The organism is Massilia sp. PAMC28688, assembly GCF_019443445.1.
GTDB lineage: Bacteria > Pseudomonadota > Gammaproteobacteria > Burkholderiales > Burkholderiaceae_D > Telluria_A.
Genome location: NZ_CP080378.1, coordinates 1,002,248 through 1,025,831, shown reverse-complemented (window position 1 = coordinate 1,025,831; position 23,584 = coordinate 1,002,248). Strand labels below are relative to the sequence as shown.

Genomic DNA, 23,584 nt, shown 5'->3' with positions numbered 1-23,584 from the left:
TTTTTGATCCCGACAGGGAATGCTTAGTTACCGCAGCCCAGCGACGCGATACGCGAGTGGGCAGCTTTTGCCTGCACCAGGCCGAAGCCGTACTTGGTGTCGCGGCCGGCAGGGCCCAGGTCCAGCGCGCTCTTGGTGAGCGAGGCGCGGATCTGCGCACCGGTACAGGTCGGGAAGTAGCTCCATACCAGGGCGGCAACAGCCGACACGTGCGGGGTCGCCATCGAGGTGCCGTCAAAGTAAGCGTAGCTGGTTGGCTTGACGCCGACCGTGGCGCTCTGGTCCAGCTGGCCCTTCATGGCAGCACCATCGGTATCGGTAGCGGTGACCGATGGGATGCTCGTTGCGACCTCGCCCAGCGTGCCGCCGAACGCGCCGGCCGTGTTGTTGTAGACCACGGCGCCCACGCCGCCGCTGTTCTGGCAGTTGACAACCTTGGTGGCGAAATCGACATTGCCGCGTGCGATCAGGCAGACCTTGCCGCTCATCGAACCGGCAGACGAGGTTTCGCCCGTGCCGAAGTCCGCCAGGGGACCACTGGCCAGCTTGATTGGCGAACCATCCATCGCGCCCGGTGCGTAGGTCGTTGCACCCACGCTCAGGGCTGGCTCGGAACCGGAATTGGTCGGCACCGTCGAGAGCACGCCCACGCCAGGACCGGCAATTTCCACCTGTGCGTTGTACTGCGAGAAGTCAGCCCAGGCCTTGTTCTCGTCCACGGCACCGACCATCATCACGCTGTTGTAACCTGCTGGATACGAAATCACGGTGTTGCCGTCATTGCCGGCAGCTGCAATATTCAGGATGCCCTTGCTCTGCAGGGAATCGAAGGCACGCTGCTCGGTCTTGCTCGAACGGCCACCGCCCAGCGACATGCTGATCACATTGGCGCCGGCAGTGCCGCACTGGTTGGCGGCGCTGGCCAGGGTCGACGAATATGCCCAGCCGTTGGCGCCGAACACTTTGACGATATGCAGCTTCAGTTTGCCGTTGGCGTTGACGCCCACCACGCCCTTGCCGGCGTTGTTGATGGCAGCGATGGTGCCGGCCACGTGGGTACCATGGCTGTTTTCATCGGTGTACCAGTTGCCGGTGCCCGAGTTGTACTGGCCGCTCATATTGGCGGTGGAGCCGGCGAAGTCTTCGTGGGCGCGGTCGATGCCGGAATCGATGATGCACACCTTGCGATTGCCGGCGTTAATGTCGCTCAGCTGATCAGCCTGGACTTGCACGATGCCATAAGGAACCAGCTGGCCGGTGGCATAAGGGGTGCCGGTCGACGGCGAGGTCAGGGCGAATGGACGGCGGATCACGTCTTCTTCCACATATTCCACGTTTGGATTGTGTTGCAAACCCTTGAGGGCAACGGCCGGCACTTCGATGGCCATGGCGTTCATGCCGAAAATTTCGTGCTTGACGTTGCCTTTGGCAGCCTTGACCGCCGCTTTCATATTGGCAGCGGCGCCTGGTTTGAACGCGACAATTACGCGGGTGGTGTCAGCGGCCGATGCAGTGCCGATAACACCTACTGCCACGGTGGCAACCAACATTTTCACCGCTACAGCGATCGAGGACATGCCGTTCTTGCTTTGCATCATGGTGTTTCTCCGAGAAAGATAGTCTATTTATGTGCCGCTCAGCTCTGTAGGCCGGCGTGCAATCAGCTTGACAACCGCGGTCGGTGACCTTGGTCGCATTTTCTTGCCGGTCTGGTAAACCAGCAATGAATCCACTGTAATCCGAACTATTTAGAGGAATCAATCGAGTTCTCTAGCGAACTCAACAAGTGTTGTATTGTCTGCCAAATGTCATCAATTTGTAGCGCGCCCCCTTGCGCCTGTGAGATTTGGTGATATTATGCTGTCGCAGGAAACATCGTTGGTGCTAGATAAATAATGTTTCTTTCAGTGCAAGGTAGAAAAAAAAGGACGCCTCGGCGTCCTTTTTTCCATCAGGGGCTCATCACACGCCGCAGCCATAGGTACGGATGCGGTCATACGCGGCCCGCGCCTGGACCAGGCCATAGCCATACTTGACGTCACGGCCTGCCGTGCCCAGGTCCATTGCCGACTTGATCAGCGAGGTGCGGATCTGCGAACCGGTGCAGGTAGGGAAGTAGCTCCACACCAGGGCGGCCACGCCCGACACGGCCGGTGTTGCCATCGAAGTGCCATCAAGGGCAGCGTAGCTGCTCGTTTTCAGTGCCACCGTCGTGCTCTGGCCCAGCTGATTCTTCATGGCAGCGCCTTCGGTATCGCTGGCGGTGACCGATGGAATGGTGGTCACGGTCGTGCCCAGGGTGGCGCCAAAGCCGCCGGCGACATTGTTGTAGATCACCGCACCCACGCCGCCGCTCTTCTGGCAGTTGCCCACCTTGGTCGCAAAGTCCACGGTGCCGCGCTGGATCAGGCATACCTTGCCCGTCATGGTCGTGGTCACCACGTCGCCCAGGCCAAAATTGGCCAGGGGCGCGGTGGCAGTCTTGACCGGGGAGCCGGTGATGGCGCCTGGGGCATAGGTGCTGGTGCCGACCTTGAGGGCTGGCTCGGTACCGGTATTGGTCGGAATGGTGGACACCACGGCAACGCCGGGACCGGCCAGTTCCATCTGGCTGTTGTACTGGGAGAAGGTGGCCCACTGGCGATTTTCGTCAATGGCACCGACCATCATCACGCTGCTGTAACCGGCAGGGTAGGATACGACGGTATTGCCGTCATTGCCGGCCGCGGCGATGTTCAGGATGCCTTTGCTCTGCAGGTTGGCAAAAGTATTTTGCTCGGTCAGGTTGGACGCACCGCCGCCGAGCGACATGCTGATGACGTTGGCGCCGGCAGCGGCGCACTTGTTGGCAGCCGAGGCCAGCGAGGACGAGTAAGCCCAGCCATCCTTGCCGAATACCTTGACGATGTGCAGCTTGATGCGCTTGTTGGCATTGACGCCGACCACGCCCACGCCATTGTTGACGGCGGCAATGGTGCCGGCCACGTGGGTGCCGTGGCTGTTCTCGTCGGTGTACCAGTTGCCGGTACCGGCATCGTATTCACCGGTCATATTGGTGGTGGAACCGACGAAGTCTTCATGGGCGCGGTCGATGCCGGAATCGATGATGCACACCTTGCGGTTGGCCACGTAGGTATCGGGCAGCAGGTCAGCCTGTACTTGCTTGATGCCGTAAGGGACTTTCTGGCCCAGCAGGTAGGGTGTGCCGGTCGAGGGGGTGGTGCTGGCGAAGGGGCGGCGAATCACGTCTTCTTCCACGTAGGCCACATTGGGGTTGTGCTGCAAACCCTTCAGTGCCGTCAAGGGCACTTCGATGGCCATTGCGTCCATGCCGAATATGTCGTGCTTGATATTGCCCTTGGCAGCATGCACTGCCGACTTCACGCTGGCCGCGCTGCCAGGTTTGAATGCCACGATGACGCGGGTGGTGTCGGCGGCTGCAGCAGCGTTGCCGATGACGCCGAATGCGACTGTTGCGGCAAGTACCTTGACTGCTGCAGCGATCGTGGACATGCCTGGCTGATTTTTCCTCATGTATTTCTCCAAGAATTGTGTCATATGTTGCCGCAGGCTCTGTAGGCCCGCGTGCCGGTGTTTGCGAAGCCTTCTGGGCCTGCAATCGAAGCAGTGTATGAGGGGATTCCTGGATCAATCAATCAACTTATTTATTGCAAAGCAATATGTGTTGTTTAGTTCGTCAATTGTCTCGAAATGTAGTTTTCACGATTGCCGGCGTGAGATTTGGTGATATTATTTCGCTCCCCTGCAGCTGTATTGTTAAAATAATACCATTTAGTTGCCGTACGGCACGGCACGGTGCAGCGCGGGCTAGAGCAAAAAAGGACGCCGCAGCGTCCTTTCTTCGTCAGCGTGGCGGCTAGATGCCACATCCTTTCGCGGCAATCCGGTCGTGGGCCGCCTTGGCCTGCACCAGGCCATGGCCGAATTTGTCATCCCATCCGGCGCTGCCCAGGTCCAGCGCGCTTTTATTGAGCGAGGCGCGAATCTGGCTCGCGCTGCACCTTGGGAAATAGCTCCATACCAGTGCCGCCACCGCCGCCACGTGGGGCGTGGCCATGGAGGTGCCGTCAAAGTAGGCATAGTGGACCGGCGTGACCGTGACCGTGGCGGCCTGGCCCAGCTGGGTTTTCAGGCGCGCGCCCTCGGTATCGGAGGCGGTCACTGATGGAATGACCGTCACTGCCGCGCCCAGCGTGCCGCCAAAACCGCCTGCGACATTGTTATACACCACTGCCCCCACCCCGCCGCTGTTCTGGCAGTTGCCGACCTTGGTCGCAAAGTCGATATTGCCGCGCGCAATCAGGCATACCTTTCCCGCGACAGCCGGGTTCACCTTGTCGCCCAGGCCAAAGTCGGCCAGGGCGCCGCTGGCGCTGCGCTGCGGCGAGCCGCTCATGCTGCCCGGGCTGTAAGTGACGCGCGCCACGGTCAGTGCCGGTTCCGAGCCGGAGCGCATGGGGACGGTGGACAGTACTTCCACCCCCGGCGCCGCCAGTTCCATCTGGTGGTTGAACTGGGAAAATCCGGCCCACTGCCGATGTTCGTCCACCGCCCCCACCATCATCACACTGGGGTAGCCGGCCGGATAGGACACGGCGGAATTGCCATTGTTGCCGGCTGCCGCCACCGACAGCACGCCCTTGAGCGCGAGCGCCTGGAAGGTGCGGATCTCGGTCTGGCTCGGCAGGCCGCCGCCGAGCGACATGCTGATGACGTGGGCACCGGCATCGCCGCACTGCTGCGCCGCCTTGGCCAGCGTGGATGAATAGGCCCAGCCGTCGGCGCTGAACACCTTGACGATGTGCAGCTTGAGGCGGCCGTTGGGCGCCACGCCCACCACGCCCGTGCCCGCGTTGTTGAGCGCCGCAATGGTGCCGGCCACGTGGGTGCCGTGCGCGTTTTCATCGGTATTCCACCAGCCGGTTCCCGTGTCATGGATGCCGTCGGCAGGCACCGTGCGCAAGTCTTCATGGGCGCGGTCGATGCCGGAATCGATGATGCACAGTTTGCGGTTGGCCGCCTGCGTGTCCGGCAGCTGGTCAGCCTGCACCATGGCAATGCCGTATGGCACCCGCTGGCCGTGCAGATAGGGTGTTTTGGAAGGAGAAGTGAGCGCCAGCGGATAGCGCCTGACGTCTTCTTCCACGTAGGCAAAGTGCGCTTGGCGCCTGAGTGCGGCGACGGCAGCGGCCGGCAGTTCAACCGCCACGGCGTGTTGGGCCGGCAGTTCCAGCCGGACTGCACCGCGCGCCGCTTCGATGGCGGCGCGCGCCTGGGCCGTCACGCCCGGCTTGAATGCGACGATGACGCGGGTGGTATCGGCTGCCGCCACGCCGGCGCTGGTGCCGAAGGCGGCCGCCAGCAGGCACAGTTGCGCGGCACGGGACAGGGCCGTGAGGCCGGTGGTGAGGTGCTTCATGGATCAGTCTCCGAATAGGTCGCGAACCCGGACGCAGGTAGTGGCTGCGCCCGGCGCGAGGTTGGGTCGCCGGGTGGACGAGGCCTTATCCTAAGCGCGTTCAAATTCAGCCACTGTTGGGTTTTTTATAGCGGACGTGAATATATATAGTAGATTTTTGCGGAACTTTTTAAGAACGAAACGGTTCCGTGCGCAGCATTGATCAATTTTAAGCATCTAACCATGTTGCCTTGCGCCCAAGGCAGGTATAATCCGTCCGCTGCTACAAGGCAGCACACGCTAGGGGTCCTGCAAATCGCACAGCGAGGCGCGGGTGAGAAACACCCTCTGAACCTGATCTGGATAATGCCAGCGAAGGGAAGCTTGTGAGAATGGTTCGCGTCACCCGCTCGTCCACACTCCTGTCTCCTTTGCTGGCTCCTGCACCCAAAGGAGCCACATGAATGCCCCGTTAAAATTCGATTCCGCCACGGCCACCGTCGACCAGGCCGCGATCGCCCCGTTTCCCAATTCGCGCAAATACTACGTGCAGGGCAGCCGCCCCGACATGCGCGTGCCGATGCGCGAAGTGAGCCAGGCCGATACCCCGGCCTCGTTTGGCGCCGAACCCAATCCCCCCGTGTATCTCTATGACACCTCGGGCCCGTATTCCGACCCGCAGGCCGTGATCGACATCCGCTCTGGCCTGGCGACCCCGCGCCTGCCCTGGATCATCGAGCGCGGCGACACCGAAGAACTGGACGGTCCCAGCTCCGCCTACGGCCGCGAACGCCTGGCCGACAAGGCGCTCGATGCCCTGCGTTTCCAGCTGCACCGCACCCCGCGCCGGGCCGTCAAGGGCGCCAACGTGACCCAGATGCACTATGCGCGGCGCGGCATCATCACCCCGGAAATGGAATTTGTCGCCATCCGCGAAAACCTGCGGCGCCAGGAATACCTGGCCCAGCTGGCCGCGTCCGGTCCCATGGGCCAGCGGACCGCCGCCCTGATCGGGCGCCAGCATCCGGGCCAGTCCTTTGGCGCCAGCATTCCCGATACCATCACGGCCGAATTCGTGCGCGATGAAATTGCGCGCGGCCGCGCCATCATCCCCGCCAACATCAACCATCCGGAAATCGAGCCGATGATCATTGGCCGCAATTTCCTGGTCAAGATCAACGCCAATATCGGCAACTCGGCCGTGACATCCTCGATCGGCGAGGAAGTGGAAAAAATGACCTGGGCCATCCGCTGGGGCGCCGATAATGTGATGGACCTGTCAACCGGCAAGCACATCCATGAAACGCGCGAATGGATCATCCGCAACAGCCCGGTTCCGATCGGCACCGTGCCCATTTACCAGGCGCTGGAAAAGGTCAATGGCAAGGCGGAAGACCTGACCTGGGAAATCTACCGCGATACCTTGATTGAGCAGGCCGAGCAGGGCGTCGATTACTTCACCATCCACGCCGGCGTGCTGCTGCGCTATGTACCCATGACGGCCAAGCGCCTGACCGGCATTGTCTCGCGCGGCGGCTCGATCATGGCCAAGTGGTGCCTGGCCCATCACAAGGAATCGTTCCTGTACACGCACTTCGAAGAGATCTGCGAGATCATGAAGGCGTATGACGTGTCGTTCTCGCTTGGCGATGGCCTGCGTCCCGGCTCCATCTACGACGCCAACGATGAAGCCCAGCTGTCGGAACTGAAGACCCTGGGCGAACTGACCCAGATCGCCTGGAAGCACGACGTGCAGGTCATGATCGAAGGCCCGGGCCACGTGCCGATGCAGCTCATCAAGGAGAACATGGACCTGCAGCTTGAACAGTGCGGCGAAGCGCCGTTCTACACGCTCGGGCCCCTGACCACGGATATCGCACCTGGCTACGATCACATCACCTCCGGCATTGGCGCGGCGCAGATCGGCTGGTATGGCACCGCCATGCTGTGCTATGTCACGCCCAAGGAGCACCTGGGCCTGCCCAACAAGGACGATGTCAAGGATGGCATCATCACCTACAAGATCGCGGCCCACGCGGCCGACCTGGCCAAGGGCCATCCGGGTGCCCAGATCCGCGACAACGCCCTGTCCAAGGCGCGCTTTGAATTTCGCTGGGAAGACCAGTTCAACCTGGGCCTGGACCCGGACAAGGCGCGCGAATTCCACGACGAGACGCTGCCCAAGGATTCGGCCAAGGTGGCCCATTTCTGCTCCATGTGCGGTCCCCACTTCTGCTCCATGAAGATCACGCAGGAAGTGCGCGAGTATGCATCGGGCCTGGGCATTGCCGAGGCCGATGCACTCAAGCAGGGGATGGAAGTGAAGGCCATCGAATTCGTCAAGCATGGCGCCGAGCTGTATCGGAGGGCCTGATGATCGACATTGAAGTCAATGGCGAAAAGCGCAGCGTGCAAACCTGGACCACGCTGCGCGAACTGGTGGACCAGCTGGACGTGCCCACCCAGGCGGTGGCGCTGGCCGTCAACCGCCAGGTGGTGCCACGCCAGATGTGGCCCCAGCGCGTGCTGCTGGCCCAGGACAAGATCGACATCGTGCGCGCCATCGGCGGCGGCTGACACCTATTGGGAGAACTGACAATGCAAGACGATTTCCTCACCATCGCCGGCAGGCAGTACCGCTCGCGCCTGCTCGTTGGCAGCGGCAAGTACCGCGACCTGGCGCAGACGCGCGAGGCAACCGACGCCGCCGAAGCGCAGATTGTGACCGTGGCCATCCGCCGGGTGAACATTGGCCAGGACAAGGACGCTCCCAGCCTGCTCGACGTGCTGCCGCCGGAGCGCTACACCATCCTGCCCAATACCGCCGGCTGCTACACGGCGAAAGACGCGGTGTACACCCTGCAGATGGCGCGCGAGCTGCTGGGCGGGCGCAAGCTGGTCAAGCTCGAAGTGCTGGGCGACGAAAAGACCCTGTTCCCGCACATGCCCGAAACCCTGGTCGCAGCCGAGCAGCTGGTCAAGGACGGCTTTGACGTCATGGTCTACTGCAGCGACGACCCGATCCAGGCCCGCATCCTGGAGCAGATCGGCTGCGTGGCCATCATGCCGCTGGCGTCCCTGATCGGCTCCGGCATGGGCATTCTCAATCCATGGAACCTGTCGCTCATCATCGAGCAAAGCGAAGTGCCGGTGCTGGTGGACGCCGGCGTGGGCACCGCTTCCGATGCCGCCATTGCCATGGAACTGGGTTGCGACGGGGTCTTGATGAACAGCGCCATTGCCCTGGCGCGCGACCCGGTGCGCATGGCTGGCGCCATGAAGCTGGCGGTGCAGGCCGGGCGCGAAGCTTACCTGGCCGGTCGCATGCCGCGCCGCTTTGCGGCATCGCCTTCCTCGCCCATGGCGGGGCGCTTCACATGACAGGGCAGGGCGCGGCCACGGTGCTGGTGTTCGCGGGGCTCGATCCCTCGGGCGGCGCCGGCATTGCGGCCGATATCACGGCCATTGCGGCGCTGGGGGCGCATGCGCTGCCCATCGTCACCGCCCTGACGGTGCAGGACCACGAGCGCGTGCATGCGGTCGAACCGGTGGATGCGGTCCTGCTCGCGCGCCAGGCGCAGGCACTGATGGCGGTCACCCGCATTGACGCGGTCAAGATCGGCATCCCCGGCAACCGCGCCAATGCCGAGGCCATTGCCGCCATCATCACCATGCTGCGCGCGCGGCAGCCGCAGTTGCCGGTGGTGCTGGACCCGGTGCTGGCCAGTGGCCATGGCGACGCGCTCGCACGCGGCGATGCCCGCGCCGCGCTTGCACCCTTGCTGGCGCTGGCCAGCGTGGCCACGCCCAACCTGGGCGAGGCGGCCGCGCTTGATCTTGCCGCCTGCCGCCACGTGCTGGTCACGGGCGGGCATGGCGAGGGCGCGGACGTGATCAACCGCTGCGGCCACTGGTCCTGGCGCTGGCCGCGCCTGCCGGGCGCGTTTCACGGCAGCGGCTGCACCCTGGCCGCCGCCATTGCCGCCTGCCTGGCACGCGGCGATACGCTCGAAGCGGCGCTCGGCACGGCGCAGGAGTACGTCCACCAGAGCCTCGCGACCGCGTTTTCCATCGGGCCCGGGCAATCCATTCCGCGCCGGTTCCTGTCCACTTTCACGAGGTAGCATATGCAAGGCTTGTATCTGGTAACGCCCAACTGGGACGACACCGCCAACCTGATCGACTACACGCGCGCCGGGCTCGAGGCCGGGGCCGCCATGGTCCAGTACCGCCACAAGGAAGCGGGCGCGCCACTGCGGTGCGAACAGGCCACGGCCCTGCTTGCCCTGTGCCGTCAATACGCGCGGCCCCTGATCATCAACGACCACATTGAGCTGTGCATGACGCTGGGCGCCGACGGGGTCCATGTGGGCGGCACCGACGTCTCGGTGCGCGAGGCGCGTGCAGTGCTTGGGCCTGACAAGATTGTGGGGGCCTCCTGCTATGGCGACTTGGCGCTGGCGGCCGCTGCCGAGCGCGACGGCGCCAGCTACGCCGCCTTTGGCGGCTTCTATCCCTCGCCCGTCAAGCGCTACAGTTTTACCACCTCGCCCGATATTCTCACCCAGGCGCGCGCGGCGCTGTCAATACCGCTGGTGGTCATCGGCGGCATGACGCCGCACAACGCGGCCCCACTGGTGGCGCGCGGGGCCGACATGGTCGCTGCCATCACCAGCGTGTACCAGGCCCACGACCCGGGCGCCGTGGTGCGTGCCTTTGGCGCCCTGTTTGCCGAGCTGGCTGAACGTGCAGGGAATGCATAGTGGCCGTATAATCTTTTCACCATCAGCCACCGCTACCTCGACCCATGCCTATCGCCACTGCCACCGCCGCCAAGCGCCGGATTTTGATTGTCGACGACGACGCACAGCTGTGCGAATTCCTGACCGAAGTCTTGCAGCACGCCGGCTACGATACGGTGGCCGCCGCCTCCGGCGACGAGGCACTGCAGGTAGTGGCGGCGGGCGAGCCGGACCTGGCCCTGCTCGACATCACTATGCCCGGCATGACGGGGCTGGAACTGGCAGCGCGGCTCAAGGCAGAAACGAGCGTGCCGTTCATGTTCCTGTCCGCCGTCGAAGATGCGGAATCGGCCAGGCAGGCCGCCGCCCATGGCGCCGTCGGCTATCTGGTCAAGCCGGTGGATGCGGCGCGCCTGATGCCCGCCTTCGAGGCCGGGCTGGCCCGCGCCGACGATATTCGCCAGCTGCGCCGCACCGAAGCCAATCTGAATGCCGCCCTGGCCGCGGGCCGCGAAACCAGCCTGGCCATCGGGCTGCTGATGGGTAAATTCCAGACCGACCGCAACACCGCGTTCGAAGTCCTGCGCGACCACGCGCGCTCCAGCCGCCGCAAGATCAATGAAGTTGCCGAACAGTTGCTGGCGGCCGAGGAAACCCTCAATGGCTTGCACGCCGGCTTTGCCAGCCGCATAAGTAAAGGCAAGTCGTAATTGTCTTTTGCTATGGATGTCATCGTTAAATAAAATTACACGGGGTCAGGCACACGTGCCCGGCGTAGGGTAAGATCCCTTCACGGAACAATTTTGCCCCACAGTAAGCAAAGCATGCGGTGACTTTCCGTCACCCGTTCCAGCGCCGCCTTTTCCCCGCGGCCGATTGCACATTTCGGCCCAGCTCCGCCGCTTGTTCCCTGATTGATCGCCGCGCCATTGCGACGGCACCGTCAGGTTCCCAATCGATACGGATCACGAAAAGGAGGTCGCATGAAGTCGACCACACACGCGCAGCGCTGCGCCTTCAGTACCGCCACCGGCACGCGTGCCGGCCATGGCCAGCGACCATCGCATTCCCCGGCCAGGCACCAGGTGGGCGCCGTGCGCCAGAGGGCAGGCGGGCCGCATGAGCCGATGTATTTCGAAGCCCCCGCTAACGGGCCTGGCCATGACGCGCACGGTAGCGGCTGTCCGCGCGTGCTGCATATTGATGCCGACGCAGCCGCCGTCAGGCTGCTCGCTGCCCTGGTGGCGCCCGAAGCAACAGTGACCCATGCCGCTACGCTGGAACAGGCACGCCAGCTGCTGGCCACGGACGTGTTTTCCCTGGTGGTGCTCGATCCGGCCTTGCCGGACGGCGATGGACGCAGCCTGCTGCCGCTGCTCAATGGCACCCCCTTGCTGGTGTACGCTGCCGTCGAGCCCCACTGGCGCGATGTCAGCCCGGCCTACCTTGCCAAGCCCTGGACCTCGGCACGCCAGTTGTGGGTCGCCATTGCCGGCCTGCTGGGCGTTTCCTCATCATTGGTTGCGGGAGACTGACATGCCGGCTCTCAAGTCAATCCTGTACGTGGAAGACGACCTGCACGTGCGCACCACCGCCAAGCTGGTGATGGAAGTCCTGGGTAAGTTTGAAGTGCGCGAATGCAGTTCAGGGCGCGAAGCGCTGCACGCGGCGCGCGACTTCCATCCCGACCTGATTTTGCTCGACGTGATGATGCCCGAACTCGATGGCGTGAGCACCCTGGCCATGCTGCGCCGCATGCCGCACCTGGCCGATGTTCCAGCCCTGTTCATCACTGGCCTGACGGCCGAGCAGGATATTGCGCGCTACATCGAAGCAGGTGCCATCGGCGTCATTGCCAAGCCACTGCTGCCGCTGCGTCTGACCGGCCAGCTGCACAGCCTGTGGTCGCGCCACATTACCGGCATCAACTGAGGTGGCGGCCACTGGCGTCAGGCCCGTTCCATGGCGCGCCAGGCCGTGGACAGGATGTCATCCAGGCTGGCAGGTTTGATGAGCGTGCCGGCGCAGCCAAAGCGCTCCAGGTCGACGAATTGCTCCACGGCCGATATGACGACAACGGGAATACTGGTGAGGTGGGGATAGTCGCCGCAGTGCAGCTCTTCAAGGAAAGCCAGGCCGCCCATGACCGGCATGGTCAAGTCCAGCAGGATCAGGTGCGGTCGCGGCGCGCCCATCAGGTAGTCGAGCGCCTCCCGCCCATGGCAAGTGGTCACTACCAGATAGCCCGACAGTTCAAAGATCTCCTGCATCATGGCTCGCAAGTCGGCTTCGTCATCGACGATCAAGATCAAGCGCTTGTGCATTTTATTTCCAATCCCAATAGGTGATAGGTGCGATAACTCGATGAATGGTTTCGCCTGTCACGGAAATTGCGACGAAATAAAACTTTGGCCGGAGCGTCCAAGCCGCCCGGGATTGATACATAGGAAAAGAGCCAGCTGGGTCGGCTCGCAATCATTTAACTCAATTCAATTTTCGCTTCCGGAGAGAAATCCGTCGGTGCGCGAACGCACGCCTGTCCGCAAGCTTCACGCCTGCCCCGCTGTGCCGGCCACAGGGCGATGCTTCGCGGACCCGCGGTCCTTGGTATGATGGCAGTCCCACATTTATCAGGCACATCACCAATGAAAACCAAGGCTGCGATTGCATGGAAGGCGGGCCAACCGCTGACGATTGAAGAGGTGGACCTGGAAGGTCCCAGGGCCGGCGAAGTGCTGGTGGAGATCAAGGCCACCGGCATCTGCCACACCGATTACTACACCCTCTCTGGCGCCGATCCGGAAGGAATTTTCCCGTCGATCCTGGGCCATGAGGGCGCCGGCGTGGTGGTGGACGTGGGGCCTGGCGTGACCAGCCTGCGCAAGGATGACCATGTCATCCCGCTCTACACCCCCGAGTGCCGCCAGTGTAAATTCTGCCTGTCGCAAAAGACCAACCTGTGCCAGTCGATCCGTTCGACCCAGGGCCGCGGCCTGATGCCCGACGCGACCAGCCGCTTCTCGATGGACGGCCAGCCGATTTACCACTACATGGGCACGTCCACCTTTTCGAACTACATCGTGGTGCCGGAAATCGCCCTGGCCAAGGTGCGCTCGGACGCGCCGTTCGACAAGATTTGCTATATCGGCTGCGGCGTCACCACCGGCGTGGGCGCGGTGCTGTTTACGGCCAAGGTGGAGGCGGGCGCCAACGTGGTCGTGTTTGGCCTGGGCGGCATCGGCCTGAACGTGATCCAGGCAGCGCGCATGGTGGGCGCCGACAAGATCATCGGGGTCGACATCAATCCGGCGCGCCAGGAAATGGCACGCAAGTTCGGCATGACCCACTTTATCAATCCGTCCGACGTGGAAAACGTGGTCGACGCCATCATTGGCCTGACCGACGGCGGCGCCGACTACAGCTTTGAGTGCATCGGCAACGTCACCACCATGCGCCAGTCGCTTGAGTGCTGCCACAAGGGCTGGGGCCAGTCGATCATCATCGGCGTGGCCGCGGCAGGTCAGGAGATATCGACCCGCCCGTTCCAGCTGGTGACCGGCCGCGTGTGGAAGGGCTCCGCCTTTGGCGGCGCGCGCGGGCGCACCGACGTGCCGAAAATCGTGGACTGGTACATGGATGGCAAGATCAACATCGACGACCTGATCACCCACCGCCTGCCGCTCGACCGCATCAATGAAGGCTTTGACCTGATGAAGAGCGGCGAGTCCATCCGCTCGGTCGTGATGTACTGATCCGCTTGACCGTCCCGGCGGCGCCGGCCGCCGCCGGTGACGCTTGCCTGTCGTGAAAGATCGGTCAGCGCTGCTGACTGACCACCACCGTCACGCCGCCCGCCGCGCAGGCGTGATGACAGCGCGCGGTGTCTGGTCGCTGGCGCCGCGCGCCGGTACCCCCGGTATAATCACGGGATGCAAAATCTCCTCCATAACCTCAATCCCGAACAACTGGCAGCGGTCACGCTGCCTCCGCAAAGCGCCCTGATCCTGGCCGGCGCCGGCTCCGGCAAGACGCGCGTATTGACAACGCGGATCGCCTGGCTGATCCAGACCGGCCAGGTCTCGCCGGCCGGGATTATGGCGGTGACGTTTACCAACAAGGCCGCCAAGGAAATGTGCACGCGCCTGGCCAGCATGCTGCCGGTGAGCACGCGCGCCATGTGGATCGGCACCTTTCACGGCCTGTGCAACCGCCTGCTGCGCACGCATCACCGCGATGCCGCGCTGCCGCCGACCTTCCAGATCCTCGACTCGCAAGACCAGCTGTCCATGATCAAGCGCCTGCTCAAGGCCAATAATATCGATGATGAAAAATATCCGCCCAAGACGCTGATGTATTTCATCAATAGTGCCAAGGACCAGGGCCAGCGCGCCCATCAGGTGGAAGCGCACGACCCCATCGAGCGCAAGCTGGTGGAACTGTACGAGCTATATGACCAGCAATGCCAGCGCGAGGGCGTCGTCGACTTTGCCGAATTGCTGCTGCGGGCATACGAGCTGCTGTCGCGCAACCAGCCGCTGCGCGCGCATTACCAGGAGCGCTTCAAGCACATTCTGGTCGATGAGTTCCAGGATACCAATGACCTGCAGTACAACCTGCTCAAGCTGCTGGCCGGACAGGGCGAGCAGCACGGCGGCGCCCTGTTTGCCGTGGGCGACGATGACCAGAGCATTTATGCCTTCCGCGGCGCCAACGTGGGCAACATGTCCGCCTTCGAGCGCGAATTCCGGGTCGAGAACCTGATCAAGCTGGAACAGAACTACCGCTCGCACGGCCACATCCTCGACAGTGCCAACTACCTGATCGCCAACAATGCCAAGCGCCTGGGCAAGAACCTGCGCACCGATGCAGGCCATGGCGAGCCGGTGCGCATCTACGAAGCTTCCTCCGACCTGGAAGAGGCGCAGTGGATCATCGAGGAAGCCAAGAGCCTGATTGCCGACGGCGCCGCGCGCGGCGACATCGCCATCCTGTACCGCTCCAATGCCCAGTCGCGCGTGATCGAGCATGCCCTGTTTGCAGCCGGCCTGCCGTACACCGTGTATGGCGGCCAGCGCTACTTCCAGCGCGCCGAGGTCAAGCATGCCATCGCCTACCTGCAGCTGATGGATAACCCGCACAATGATTCGGCATTCCTGCGCGTGGTCAATTTCCCGACGCGGGGCATCGGCATGCGCTCCATCGAATCGCTGCAGATGGCGGCCGAACAGCATGGCATCTCGCTGTACGCGGCCGTGCCTTACGTGATGGGCAAGTCCGGCTCCTCGCTCGGTGCCTTCGTGCGCCTGATCGAAGGGGCGCGCTTCGAGACCCAGCAGCTGGCGCTGCCCGAAATGGTGCGCGTGGTGCTCGAAGCGAGCGGCCTGCTGACCCATTACGCGAGCGAAAAGGAAGGCGCCGACCGCATTGAAAACCTGGAGCAGATGGTCAACGCGGCCACCCAGTTCGTGCAGGAAGAAGGCTTTGGCCAGGCCGCACCCGCGCACATGGGCCCGCGCGCCGATGCCCAGGCCGGCGCCCCCATCGTCAACCAGGACGGCATCGAGATCCTCGACGCCGACGCGCCGCTGCCGGCCGTGATGTCCCCGCTGTCGGCCTTCCTGTCGCACGCCTCGCTGGAAGCGGGCGACGCCCAGGCCCAGGCCGGACAGGATGCGCTGCAGCTCATGACGGTGCACTCGGCCAAGGGCCTGGAATTTGACGCCGTATTCATCACGGGCCTGGAAGAAGGCTTGTTCCCCAACGAAAACAGCTCGCGCGAATTGGATGGCGTCGATGAAGAACGGCGCCTGATGTACGTGGCCATCACGCGCGCCCGGAAGCGCCTGTACATGAGCTTTACCCAGGCGCGCATGCTGCACGGGCAGACCCAGTACCGGCGCAAGTCGCGCTTTCTGGACGAATTGCCGGAACAGTCGCTCAAGTGGATCACGCCGCGGGTGCAGGCGCACTGGTTCGGCAACAAGAAGTCGGCCTGGGACGAAACCCCGTTTTCCGGCGGCGGTTCCGACAACAAGATCGCCCAGCAGATCATCCAGAAGGCCGCTGCCAGTGGCCCCGGCTGGCGCATTGGCGAGTCCGTGGTGCACGGCAAATTTGGCGAGGGCGTGATCGTCAACATCGAAGGCGGCGGCAGCAATGCGCGCGCCCAAATCAACTTTGGCCGCAACGGCATGAAGATGCTGGACTTGTCGGTGGCCAAACTGGAGCGCGTGGGCCGTTAGTACCCTGTACTATCTGGTGGACAATTCCGGGGCGGCAATCTAACGGCAAGGGGGGAGTGCAATGGCAACAGTACCGAAACGCGCAGTGGAGTTTGCTGGCTATGTCCTGATGCACTGTGCCAACCTGGCCGACGGCAATCGCAAGGGCGAACTGGTGTGCCCGTTCGCGATCATCGAGGAAGAGGGCGAGCGCCAGGTGGTGGAGTTCGAGGCCGGCACCCAGGAAGAAGCGGTGGCACGCGGCCAGGCCAGCCTGGACGACTACCGCGACTCGGCCGAGCGCTGGGGCTTTGCGCGTGAAGGCGTCTACCAGTCCGGCGGCAAGGGCCACGATGTGCTGGTGGTGACGGTGTGGATTGACAAGATGGACGTGCCGGCCTCGGTGATCCAGAAGTTTGGCCGCGATGATGGGGCAGCACTGTACATGATCGGCACGCCCGACCTGATCATCCATGTGGGCGACGTCGCGCGCCACGTGCTGGACTGGGACCGTGCCGACCTCATCAAGGGCGTGATGTCGCATCCGCGCGGCGACAAGTGGGGGCAGTGGCAGCCGCAGTGATGATCCGCGCGCCGGGCGATAACGGGCCTGCTGTGCCATCCTGTTTGTGCATGCTGATGATTTTGCCAGATCGCTTATTGCCATGTTGCATTAAGCGTGGGCTGCCGTCATACTGAACAATGGTTCCCACTCACCCGGCTGAAAAATCATGACCTGCCTTCTGCGCTGTAAATTCCTTGTGTTGTTGGCGCTGCTCATGGCGTTGGCGGCTTGCTCCATGTCGGCCGATACTTCCGTGGCGGAAGGCGAAATCCCGGGATTTCATATCATGTTCAACGAAAAGAACTTTGCGTCGATTTATGATGCGTCCGGCGAAGCGCTGAAAGAGTCGGCCAGCAAGAAGGATTTCACCGCCTTCCTCGATGGCGTGCATCGCAAGCTGGGCGTGACGGTATCGAGCAAGCCCCACAGCAAGAGCGTCAATTATCAGCCGGCGGGCACCTTCGTTACTTTGGTGTATTCGACCCAGTATGCCAAGGGCGAAGCTGTTGAACAGTTCGTCTATAAACTCGACGGCGACAACGCTATTCTCTACGGTTATCACGTTCATTCAAACGCGTTCGTCATGCAGTAATGTGCCTGGCAGGCCCGGCGGTTAAGGCGCCTGGTTCAGCACCGGCGGCGCAATCGTGCCCAGCACCTGCAGGCTCCCGTCGGCGACGATTGAGGCGACCACCATCTCCCCTTGTGCCACTATTTCGCCGGCAAGGGCGCGGATATTGACGTCATGCGTCACCAGGATGAGGTTTCCCGGGCCCGTGAAGGCGCGCAGATAGGCGCGCAGCGCAGCGAGCTTGCGCCGGCTGGCGTCATCATCGTCGCGGAACATCGAATCGATCATGGGCGCAGGTTCGGCCCGGCCGAAGGCCAGCTGCGCGGTATCGAGGCAGCGGCACCAGCGGCTTGCCAGCACCCGCTCGACGGGCACGCCATGGCGCCGGAACGTGGCGCCAATCTCGCGCGCGCTTGCGCGCCCTGCATCGGACAGGTTGCGCTGCGTGCTGCAGCGCGCCAGCTGAAAACCCGGCGGATCGCCAATGCCGGGCACCGTGGCGGCATGCCGCATCAGCACCACGAGGCCACCGCCTTTCAGGCGTTGCCACAAGGCGGCAGCGCCGCGATCAGACGCAAGCAAGGGTCGTGTGACCAGCAGTGCGGTGGCAAGAAAAAGGCGGCGGCGCATTCAATCTCCCTGGAAACGGCAAATGCACATGGTACGCGCCCATCGGGCGTCCCTGTCGCCTGACGCAGGCTGAAGAAATGGTCACGCTTCTCGAGCGCCGGGCGGGCGCCATCTCCACGTTACCAGCCTCGCACATCGCGGGCAAGGCGCCGCACAATGCACTACGACCGGCTTACCACACCACCGGCGGCTTGATTCCCGGCGCGGGATCGCCAAAAATCTGGCGGTAGCTGGCAAACATGGCGCATTGCAGCACCAGCGTGAACATGAGCGACGACCATGCAATCACGGCCTGGAACACGAGGGCGCTGCCGCCAAAGAGCAGGCGCAGGAACAGAATCAGGACCATGAACATGCCCATGGCCGAGAGCAGCATGACGAGAATCGGCTTGAACGCGCCCACAACGCCAAACACGCTGTAGAAAATTGCCTTCAACAGCGGCATTTCCTTCCAGTAGGTCAGGGGCGTGGCAAACGACATCAGCAGCATCACGATACTCCACAGCAGTACCAGGAACAGCAGCGTGCCCGGATACTGGGGCGGCGTCACCGGGGTGCCGGCCTGGCTGGCCGCCTTGGCCGCTTCGGCGCTGGCCTGCATTTGCTGCACGGCGCTTTCATCGACCGACAGGCGCATGGCAATAAACATGATCAGCGCCACGCCCACGTACACCATGCCCAGCTTGAGCAGGTGGGTCACGGCCGGCTTGCGGAAGCCCGTGAGCAGGACGTCCGGCATCACGCGCTGGCCTTGGGCAATCAAATTGCATGCCTGCATGATCGCAATGGAAAACACGGGTATCAGCACGATGGTGGCCAGCGTGCCGATCACGGGCACCGCCGACAGCAGTACGCTGCCCAGGAAGTTGGCAAACAGCAGCATGGTGAGAATGCCGGGCTGTTGGCGGAACAGGCCGAAGCCTTGTTTGAGCCACTCCAGGCCGGTGCGCGCGGGAAGGCTGCTCATGGGTAAAGCTCCGGCGCGGGCGTATTGATACGTGCGCGCAAAATTCGTTCAAAGTGGGCGGGATCATGCGGCGTGAGCATTTCTGCCGCGCGCGGCTGATAAAAGTCGTACAGGCGCGAGAGCCAGAAGCGCAGCGCGGCCCCGCGCAGCATGGCGTGCCACGAGGCGTGTTCGGCCGCGGTGAACGGCCGCACCGCGTGGTAGGCGCCGAGCAGGGCGCGCACGCGGGCCGGGTCCAGCCGACCGCTGGCCAGGTCGATGCACCAGTCATTGACCGTCACGGCCACGTCGAACAGCCAGCTGTCGCAGCCGGCGAAATAAAAATCAAAAAAGCCCGACAGCTGTTCGCCGACGAACATCACATTGTTGCGAAACAGGTCGGCGTGGATGGGGCCGCGCGGCAATGCCTGGTAATCGGGGCTGTCCGCGAACGCTTGCTGGAACGCCATTTCTGCCTTCAGTAAGGCCGCATTGCCGGCGTCCAGGTGCGGCAATACGCGCGGCGTGGTGGCCTGCCACCAGTCCAGGCCGCGCAGATTGGGTTGCTGCAGCGGAAAGTCCACCGCGGCCAGGTGCATGCGCGCCAGCATGGCGCCCACTTCCGCGCAATGCACGGGCGCGGGATCCATCTGCGAACTGCCTTCGAGCTTACTGACAATGGCGGCCGGCTTGCCGTGCAGCGCCACCACCAGTTCCCCTGTTACGGTGGCAACCGGCGCCGGCACCTTGACGCCGCGCTCGGCCAGGTGGCGCATCAGCTGCAGGTAGAAGGGTAGCTGCGCAAACTGCAGCACCTCGAACACGGTGAGCACGTACTCGCCGGCATCGGTGTCGATGAAAAAATTGCTGTTTTCGATGCCGGAGGCGATGCCGCGAATGGACCGCGCCTGGCCCAGGGGAAATTGCTCAAGCCAGGGACCGAGTTCGTCCAGACTGACCGCGGTAAATACTGCCATGTGAAAGCGTGTGAGAGGAGAGGGGTCAACCGGCACGCGGGCCGGGCTTGCTGTGCGGACGTCCTGGCTTATTTTTTGGCTTTGGCGGGCGTGGTCGTTTCGGGCGGCGGCGCGTCAACGGTCGCTTCTGCCTCGGCTTTCTTGCGCTTGTTGAGGTCGAACTCCAGTATTGTCCACTGCGGCGCGCGGATGGCGCTGCTCTGGGCGTCGCCCGGCTGCGCGTTGCCCGCCGGAATATTCGGCTTCATGGTGTACTCGCTCTTGCCGCTCTTGACAGTCACTTCGGTCACGCGGCCACCTTCTTTTTTCTCGGTGATGCGGGTCGCTGGCTGCTTGGGCGGCGGGGTCACGGTGATGCGGCCATCCTTGGTATTGGGCGCGTCTTCCAGCACTTCCAGCTTGGGCGGGGTGGGCGATGGCTGTTGCTGCGCCACCGCCACGCCGGCAGGGGCGAGCAGGCAAAGTGATAACAGTTTCCACATAGTCGATGTGCGCAGCATGATGTGCCTTTCCGAACGTTTGGATCATTGTAACAAATGCACGGGGATTGGGCGCGGCCCCGTGCTGCCGGACGGTGAATTCTCCACGCTGCCGCCGTCTTGCGCGCTGCGGGCCAGGCAAGGATTCTGCGATAATGACATCCGCCACGCCGGGCCTGCTTGCCGCGCCCTTCGTATTCACCCAGCTACTGCACAGGCACCATGCAAAATACCCTGCTTCTCGTTGACGGTTCCAGCTACCTTTATCGCGCCTTTCACGCCCTGCCTGACCTGCGCAGCCCGGACGGCCATCCCACCGGTGCCATGCACGGCATGGTCAACATGCTGCGCCGCCTGCGCCAGGATTATCCGGCAGCCTACATCGCCTGCGTGTTCGACGCCAAGGGCAAGACCTTCCGCGACGATATGTACCCGGAATACAAGGCCACGCGCGCGGCCATGCCGGACGACCTGCGGGTGCAGGTCGAGCCGATCCACGAAGCGGTGCGCTACATGGGCTGGCCGATCCTGATGGTGGACGGAGTCGAGGCGGACGACGTGATCGGCACGCTGTCGGTACAGGCGTCAAAGCTCGGCATGAACACGATTGTCTCCACTGGCGACAAGGACCTGGCGCAGCTGGTCAACGACAAGGTCACCCTGATCAACACCATGACCAATGAAAAGCTGGACGAAGCCGGGGTGCTGGCCAAGTTCGGGGTGCCGCCCAACCGCATCGTTGATTACCTCACCCTCATCGGCGACTCGGTCGACAATATCCCGGGCGTGAGCAAGTGCGGTCCCAAGACGGCCCTCAAGTGGCTGGCCGCCCACGACAGCCTGGACAAGGTGATGGAAAACGCGCACAGCATCACCGGCGCGGTGGGCGAAAACCTGCGCCAGGCGCTGGCATGGCTGCCGCGCGGGCGCGAGCTGATCACCGTCAAGTGCGACTGCGACCTGTCGGCCCACATGGTGTCGATTTCCGAGACGCTGGTGGCGCAGCAGGAAAACCGGGAAGCACTGCGCGACTTTTTCCAGCGCTATGGCTTCAAGACGCTGCTGCGCGAGCTGACGACGCATATGGACAGCGCGACCGGCCCAGCGGCCATGTACAACTCCCCCGAAGGCAACCTGTTCTCCAGTGCCGACGACATTCCCATCGTGCGCGGCGAGTACGATACCGTGGTCACGCAAGAGCAGCTCGACGCCTGGCTGGCGCGCATCGACGCGGCAGAACTGACCTCGGTCGATACCGAGACCACTTCGCTCGACCCGATGACGGCGCAGCTGGTCGGCATATCGCTGGCAATCGAAGCAGGCAAGGGCGCCTACATCCCGGTGGCGCACCGCTACGCGGGCGTGCCGGCCCAGCTGCCGCGTGAGCTGGTGCTGGAAAAGATGAAGGCCTGGCTGGAAGACCCGGCCAAGCCCAAGGTGGGCCAGAACCTCAAGTACGACAGCCATATCCTGGCCAACCATGGCGTGACGCTGCGCGGCGTGGTCCACGACACGCTGCTGCAATCGTATGTGTTCGAGTCGCACAAGCCGCACGACATGGACAGCATGGCGATGCGCCACCTGGGCTACCGCACCATCCCGTTTACCGAAGTGTGCGGCAAGGGCGCAGGCCAGATCTGCTTTGACCAGGTCGACCTGGCGCGCGCCACGGAATATGCCGGGGAAGACTCCGACATCACCCTGCGCCTGCACCACGCGATGAAAGGCCATGTGCTGGGCGACGCCAGGCTCGAATACATTTACAACACCATCGAATTGCCCACGTCCGTGGTGCTGCAAAAGATCGAGCGTAACGGCGTGCTGGTGGACGCGGCGCTGCTGGAGGCGCAATCGCACCAGCTCGGCGCGCGCATCATGGAGCTGGAACAGAAAGCGTATGAGCTGGCCGGCGGTCCATTCAACCTGGGCTCGCCCAAGCAGATTGGCGAGATCTTCTTTGGCAAGCTGCAGCTGCCGGTGATCAAGAAGACGCCGTCCGGCGCACCGTCGACCGACGAGGAAGTGTTGCAGAAACTGGCGGAAGACTTCCCGCTGCCCAAGATCCTGCTCGAATACCGCAGCATGTCCAAGCTCAAGTCGACCTATACCGACAAGCTGCCCCGCATGGTCAACCGCGAGACGGGCCGCGTGCATACCAACTACGCGCAGGCGGTGGCGGTCACGGGACGGCTCTCATCCAACGATCCCAACCTGCAGAACATCCCGATCCGCACCGCCGAGGGGCGCCGCATCCGCGAAGCCTTCATTGCGGGGCCAGGCAATGTGATCGTCTCGGCCGACTATTCGCAGATTGAATTGCGCATCATGGCGCACATTTCCGGTGACGAAGCCATGCTGCGCGCGTTCTCGGAAGGCGAAGACATTCACCGTGCCACCGCCGCCGAAATCTTTGGCGTGCCACCGGCGCAAGTCGACAGCGAACAGCGCCGCTACGCCAAGGTGATCAACTTCGGCCTGATCTACGGCATGAGCGCCTTTGGCCTGGCCGCCAACCTGGGCGTGGAACGCGCGGCGGCGCAAAGCTACATCGACAAATACTTCCTGCGCTTTGCCGGCGTGCGCCAGTACATGGAAGACACGCGCCTGCAGGCCAAGGCACGCGGCTACGTGGAAACCGTATTTGGCCGCCGCCTGTGGCTGCCGGAAATCAATTCGCCCAACGGGCCGCGGCGCCAGGGTGCCGAACGCGCTGCGATCAACGCGCCCATGCAGGGCACCGCGGCCGACCTGATCAAGCTGGCCATGATCGCGGTGCAGGACTGGCTGGAACAGACCGGCATGGCAACGCGTATGATCATGCAGGTGCATGACGAACTGGTGCTGGAAGTCCCGGAGAGCGAACTGGGCCTGGTCAAGGAGACGCTGCCGGCGCTCATGGCGGGGGTGGCGTCGCTGAAGGTGCCGCTGTTGGCGGAAGTCGGCATCGGCAAAAACTGGGACGAGGCGCATTAGCAACATAACCACGGTTAAAGTGTAAGCACGTGTTTCAATGTGGGCTGGCGCACCAAATTGT

At 63.2% G+C, this 23,584-nt stretch carries 21 protein-coding genes and 1 riboswitch; of the genes, 13 read left to right on the top strand and 8 right to left on the bottom strand.

The window, feature by feature from the left end; all coding sequences use genetic code 11:
* Positions 1-23: 23 nt before the first annotated feature.
* The 3 genes from KY495_RS04525 to KY495_RS04515 form a co-directional block, all read right to left on the bottom strand.
* Positions 24-1,598, bottom strand: coding sequence for a S8 family serine peptidase (locus KY495_RS04525; RefSeq protein ID WP_219882563.1), 1,575 nt, complete (start codon positions 1,596-1,598; stop codon positions 24-26).
* 364 nt (positions 1,599-1,962) lie between these two features.
* Positions 1,963-3,534: a S8 family serine peptidase gene (locus KY495_RS04520; RefSeq protein ID WP_219882562.1), complete on the bottom strand. Its 1,572-nt coding sequence runs from the start codon at positions 3,532-3,534 to the stop codon at positions 1,963-1,965.
* 343 nt (positions 3,535-3,877) lie between these two features.
* Complete coding sequence (locus KY495_RS04515; RefSeq protein ID WP_219882561.1) at positions 3,878-5,440, bottom strand: S8 family serine peptidase; 1,563 nt, start codon at positions 5,438-5,440, stop codon at positions 3,878-3,880.
* 271 nt (positions 5,441-5,711) lie between these two features.
* Positions 5,712-5,817: riboswitch (TPP riboswitch) on the top strand.
* Between the two features lie 62 nt (positions 5,818-5,879).
* On the opposite strand from KY495_RS04515, the gene thiC reads away from it, so the two are divergent.
* The 8 genes from thiC to KY495_RS04475 all read left to right on the top strand — a co-directional run bounded on the left by thiC (position 5,880) and on the right by KY495_RS04475 (position 12,093).
* Positions 5,880-7,793 carry a phosphomethylpyrimidine synthase ThiC gene (thiC, locus tag KY495_RS04510; RefSeq protein ID WP_219882560.1) on the top strand — a complete coding sequence of 638 codons (1,914 nt, stop codon included), beginning with the start codon at positions 5,880-5,882 and terminating at the stop codon, positions 7,791-7,793.
* On the top strand, positions 7,793-7,996 hold the full coding sequence (gene thiS / locus KY495_RS04505; RefSeq protein WP_219882559.1) for a sulfur carrier protein ThiS: 204 nt from the start codon (positions 7,793-7,795) through the stop codon (positions 7,994-7,996). The genes thiC and thiS overlap by 1 nt, the downstream gene beginning before the upstream one ends.
* Positions 7,997-8,017: 21 nt before the next feature.
* Positions 8,018-8,800 carry a thiazole synthase gene (locus KY495_RS04500; protein WP_219882558.1) on the top strand — a complete coding sequence of 261 codons (783 nt, stop codon included), beginning with the start codon at positions 8,018-8,020 and terminating at the stop codon, positions 8,798-8,800.
* Entirely contained in the window at positions 8,797-9,543 is a 747-nt protein-coding gene (locus KY495_RS04495; RefSeq protein ID WP_219882557.1) for a bifunctional hydroxymethylpyrimidine kinase/phosphomethylpyrimidine kinase, read from the top strand. Before KY495_RS04500 ends, KY495_RS04495 begins: the two co-directional genes overlap by 4 nt.
* 3 nt (positions 9,544-9,546) lie before the next feature.
* Entirely contained in the window at positions 9,547-10,182 is a 636-nt protein-coding gene (gene thiE / locus KY495_RS04490; protein WP_219882556.1) for a thiamine phosphate synthase, read from the top strand.
* A gap of 44 nt (positions 10,183-10,226) precedes the next feature.
* Complete coding sequence (locus tag KY495_RS04485) at positions 10,227-10,871, top strand: ANTAR domain-containing response regulator (RefSeq protein WP_219882555.1); 645 nt, start codon at positions 10,227-10,229, stop codon at positions 10,869-10,871.
* 273 nt (positions 10,872-11,144) lie between these two features.
* The gene (locus tag KY495_RS04480) at positions 11,145-11,696 is read left to right on the top strand and encodes a hypothetical protein (protein ID WP_219882554.1); all 552 of its coding nucleotides are present in this window, start codon (positions 11,145-11,147) and stop codon (positions 11,694-11,696) included.
* A gap of 1 nt (position 11,697) precedes the next feature.
* Positions 11,698-12,093, top strand: a complete 396-nt coding sequence (locus KY495_RS04475) for a response regulator (RefSeq protein WP_219882553.1) — start codon at positions 11,698-11,700, stop codon at positions 12,091-12,093.
* 17 nt (positions 12,094-12,110) lie between these two features.
* On the opposite strand, the gene KY495_RS04470 is transcribed toward KY495_RS04475, so the two are convergent.
* Positions 12,111-12,485: a response regulator gene (locus tag KY495_RS04470; RefSeq protein ID WP_219882552.1), complete on the bottom strand. Its 375-nt coding sequence runs from the start codon at positions 12,483-12,485 to the stop codon at positions 12,111-12,113.
* A gap of 321 nt (positions 12,486-12,806) precedes the next feature.
* Here KY495_RS04470 and KY495_RS04465 point away from each other — a divergent pair, with 321 nt between their 5' ends.
* The 4 genes from KY495_RS04465 (at position 12,807) to KY495_RS04450 (ending at position 17,539) form a co-directional block, all read left to right on the top strand.
* A complete protein-coding gene (locus tag KY495_RS04465; protein WP_219882551.1) occupies positions 12,807-13,913 on the top strand; it encodes an S-(hydroxymethyl)glutathione dehydrogenase/class III alcohol dehydrogenase in 1,107 nt (368 codons plus the stop codon).
* Positions 13,914-14,090: 177 nt separating this feature from the next.
* On the top strand, positions 14,091-16,403 hold the full coding sequence (locus KY495_RS04460; protein ID WP_219882550.1) for a UvrD-helicase domain-containing protein: 2,313 nt from the start codon (positions 14,091-14,093) through the stop codon (positions 16,401-16,403).
* 61 nt (positions 16,404-16,464) lie between these two features.
* A complete protein-coding gene (locus KY495_RS04455) occupies positions 16,465-16,965 on the top strand; it encodes a hypothetical protein (RefSeq protein ID WP_219882549.1) in 501 nt (166 codons plus the stop codon).
* Between the two features lie 148 nt (positions 16,966-17,113).
* Entirely contained in the window at positions 17,114-17,539 is a 426-nt protein-coding gene (locus KY495_RS04450; protein ID WP_219882548.1) for a DUF4019 domain-containing protein, read from the top strand.
* A 21-nt stretch (positions 17,540-17,560) separates the two neighbouring features.
* Here the strand turns inward: KY495_RS04450 and KY495_RS04445 are convergent, their stop codons facing one another.
* The 4 genes from KY495_RS04445 to KY495_RS04430 form a co-directional block, all read right to left on the bottom strand.
* Positions 17,561-18,148, bottom strand: a complete 588-nt coding sequence (locus tag KY495_RS04445) for a histidine phosphatase family protein (protein WP_219882547.1) — start codon at positions 18,146-18,148, stop codon at positions 17,561-17,563.
* 172 nt (positions 18,149-18,320) lie between these two features.
* Positions 18,321-19,115 carry a BPSS1780 family membrane protein gene (locus tag KY495_RS04440; protein ID WP_219882546.1) on the bottom strand — a complete coding sequence of 265 codons (795 nt, stop codon included), beginning with the start codon at positions 19,113-19,115 and terminating at the stop codon, positions 18,321-18,323.
* Positions 19,112-20,071: a homoserine kinase gene (locus KY495_RS04435; RefSeq protein WP_219882545.1), complete on the bottom strand. Its 960-nt coding sequence runs from the start codon at positions 20,069-20,071 to the stop codon at positions 19,112-19,114. Before KY495_RS04435 ends, KY495_RS04440 begins: the two co-directional genes overlap by 4 nt.
* Positions 20,072-20,139: 68 nt before the next feature.
* Positions 20,140-20,571, bottom strand: a complete 432-nt coding sequence (locus KY495_RS04430; RefSeq protein ID WP_219882544.1) for a hypothetical protein — start codon at positions 20,569-20,571, stop codon at positions 20,140-20,142.
* A 201-nt stretch (positions 20,572-20,772) separates the two neighbouring features.
* On the opposite strand from KY495_RS04430, the gene polA reads away from it, so the two are divergent.
* Positions 20,773-23,523 carry a DNA polymerase I gene (gene polA / locus KY495_RS04425; RefSeq protein ID WP_219882543.1) on the top strand — a complete coding sequence of 917 codons (2,751 nt, stop codon included), beginning with the start codon at positions 20,773-20,775 and terminating at the stop codon, positions 23,521-23,523.
* Positions 23,524-23,584 lie beyond the last annotated feature (61 nt).

Excerpts from the sequence above, each read along its gene's own strand:
- KY495_RS04440 (WP_219882546.1), bottom strand. The coding sequence starts at position 19,115 with ATGAGCAGCCTTCCCGCGCGCACCGGCCTGGAGTGGCTCAAACAAGGC.
- KY495_RS04430 (WP_219882544.1), bottom strand. The coding sequence starts at position 20,571 with ATGCTGCGCACATCGACTATGTGGAAACTGTTATCACTTTGCCTGCTC.
- KY495_RS04460 (WP_219882550.1), top strand. The coding sequence starts at position 14,091 with ATGCAAAATCTCCTCCATAACCTCAATCCCGAACAACTGGCAGCGGTC.
- polA (WP_219882543.1), top strand. The coding sequence starts at position 20,773 with ATGCAAAATACCCTGCTTCTCGTTGACGGTTCCAGCTACCTTTATCGC.
- thiE (WP_219882556.1), top strand. The coding sequence starts at position 9,547 with ATGCAAGGCTTGTATCTGGTAACGCCCAACTGGGACGACACCGCCAAC.
- KY495_RS04500 (WP_219882558.1), top strand. The coding sequence starts at position 8,018 with ATGCAAGACGATTTCCTCACCATCGCCGGCAGGCAGTACCGCTCGCGC.
- KY495_RS04450 (WP_219882548.1), top strand. The coding sequence starts at position 17,114 with ATGACCTGCCTTCTGCGCTGTAAATTCCTTGTGTTGTTGGCGCTGCTC.
- KY495_RS04455 (WP_219882549.1), top strand. The coding sequence starts at position 16,465 with ATGGCAACAGTACCGAAACGCGCAGTGGAGTTTGCTGGCTATGTCCTG.
- KY495_RS04435 (WP_219882545.1), bottom strand. The coding sequence starts at position 20,071 with ATGGCAGTATTTACCGCGGTCAGTCTGGACGAACTCGGTCCCTGGCTT.
- KY495_RS04485 (WP_219882555.1), top strand. The coding sequence starts at position 10,227 with ATGCCTATCGCCACTGCCACCGCCGCCAAGCGCCGGATTTTGATTGTC.
- KY495_RS04475 (WP_219882553.1), top strand. The coding sequence starts at position 11,698 with ATGCCGGCTCTCAAGTCAATCCTGTACGTGGAAGACGACCTGCACGTG.
- thiC (WP_219882560.1), top strand. The coding sequence starts at position 5,880 with ATGAATGCCCCGTTAAAATTCGATTCCGCCACGGCCACCGTCGACCAG.
- KY495_RS04465 (WP_219882551.1), top strand. The coding sequence starts at position 12,807 with ATGAAAACCAAGGCTGCGATTGCATGGAAGGCGGGCCAACCGCTGACG.
- thiS (WP_219882559.1), top strand. The coding sequence starts at position 7,793 with ATGATCGACATTGAAGTCAATGGCGAAAAGCGCAGCGTGCAAACCTGG.
- KY495_RS04525 (WP_219882563.1), bottom strand. The coding sequence starts at position 1,598 with ATGATGCAAAGCAAGAACGGCATGTCCTCGATCGCTGTAGCGGTGAAA.
- KY495_RS04495 (WP_219882557.1), top strand. The coding sequence starts at position 8,797 with ATGACAGGGCAGGGCGCGGCCACGGTGCTGGTGTTCGCGGGGCTCGAT.
- KY495_RS04470 (WP_219882552.1), bottom strand. The coding sequence starts at position 12,485 with ATGCACAAGCGCTTGATCTTGATCGTCGATGACGAAGCCGACTTGCGA.
- KY495_RS04515 (WP_219882561.1), bottom strand. The coding sequence starts at position 5,440 with ATGAAGCACCTCACCACCGGCCTCACGGCCCTGTCCCGTGCCGCGCAA.
- KY495_RS04480 (WP_219882554.1), top strand. The coding sequence starts at position 11,145 with ATGAAGTCGACCACACACGCGCAGCGCTGCGCCTTCAGTACCGCCACC.
- KY495_RS04520 (WP_219882562.1), bottom strand. The coding sequence starts at position 3,534 with ATGAGGAAAAATCAGCCAGGCATGTCCACGATCGCTGCAGCAGTCAAG.
- KY495_RS04445 (WP_219882547.1), bottom strand. The coding sequence starts at position 18,148 with ATGCGCCGCCGCCTTTTTCTTGCCACCGCACTGCTGGTCACACGACCC.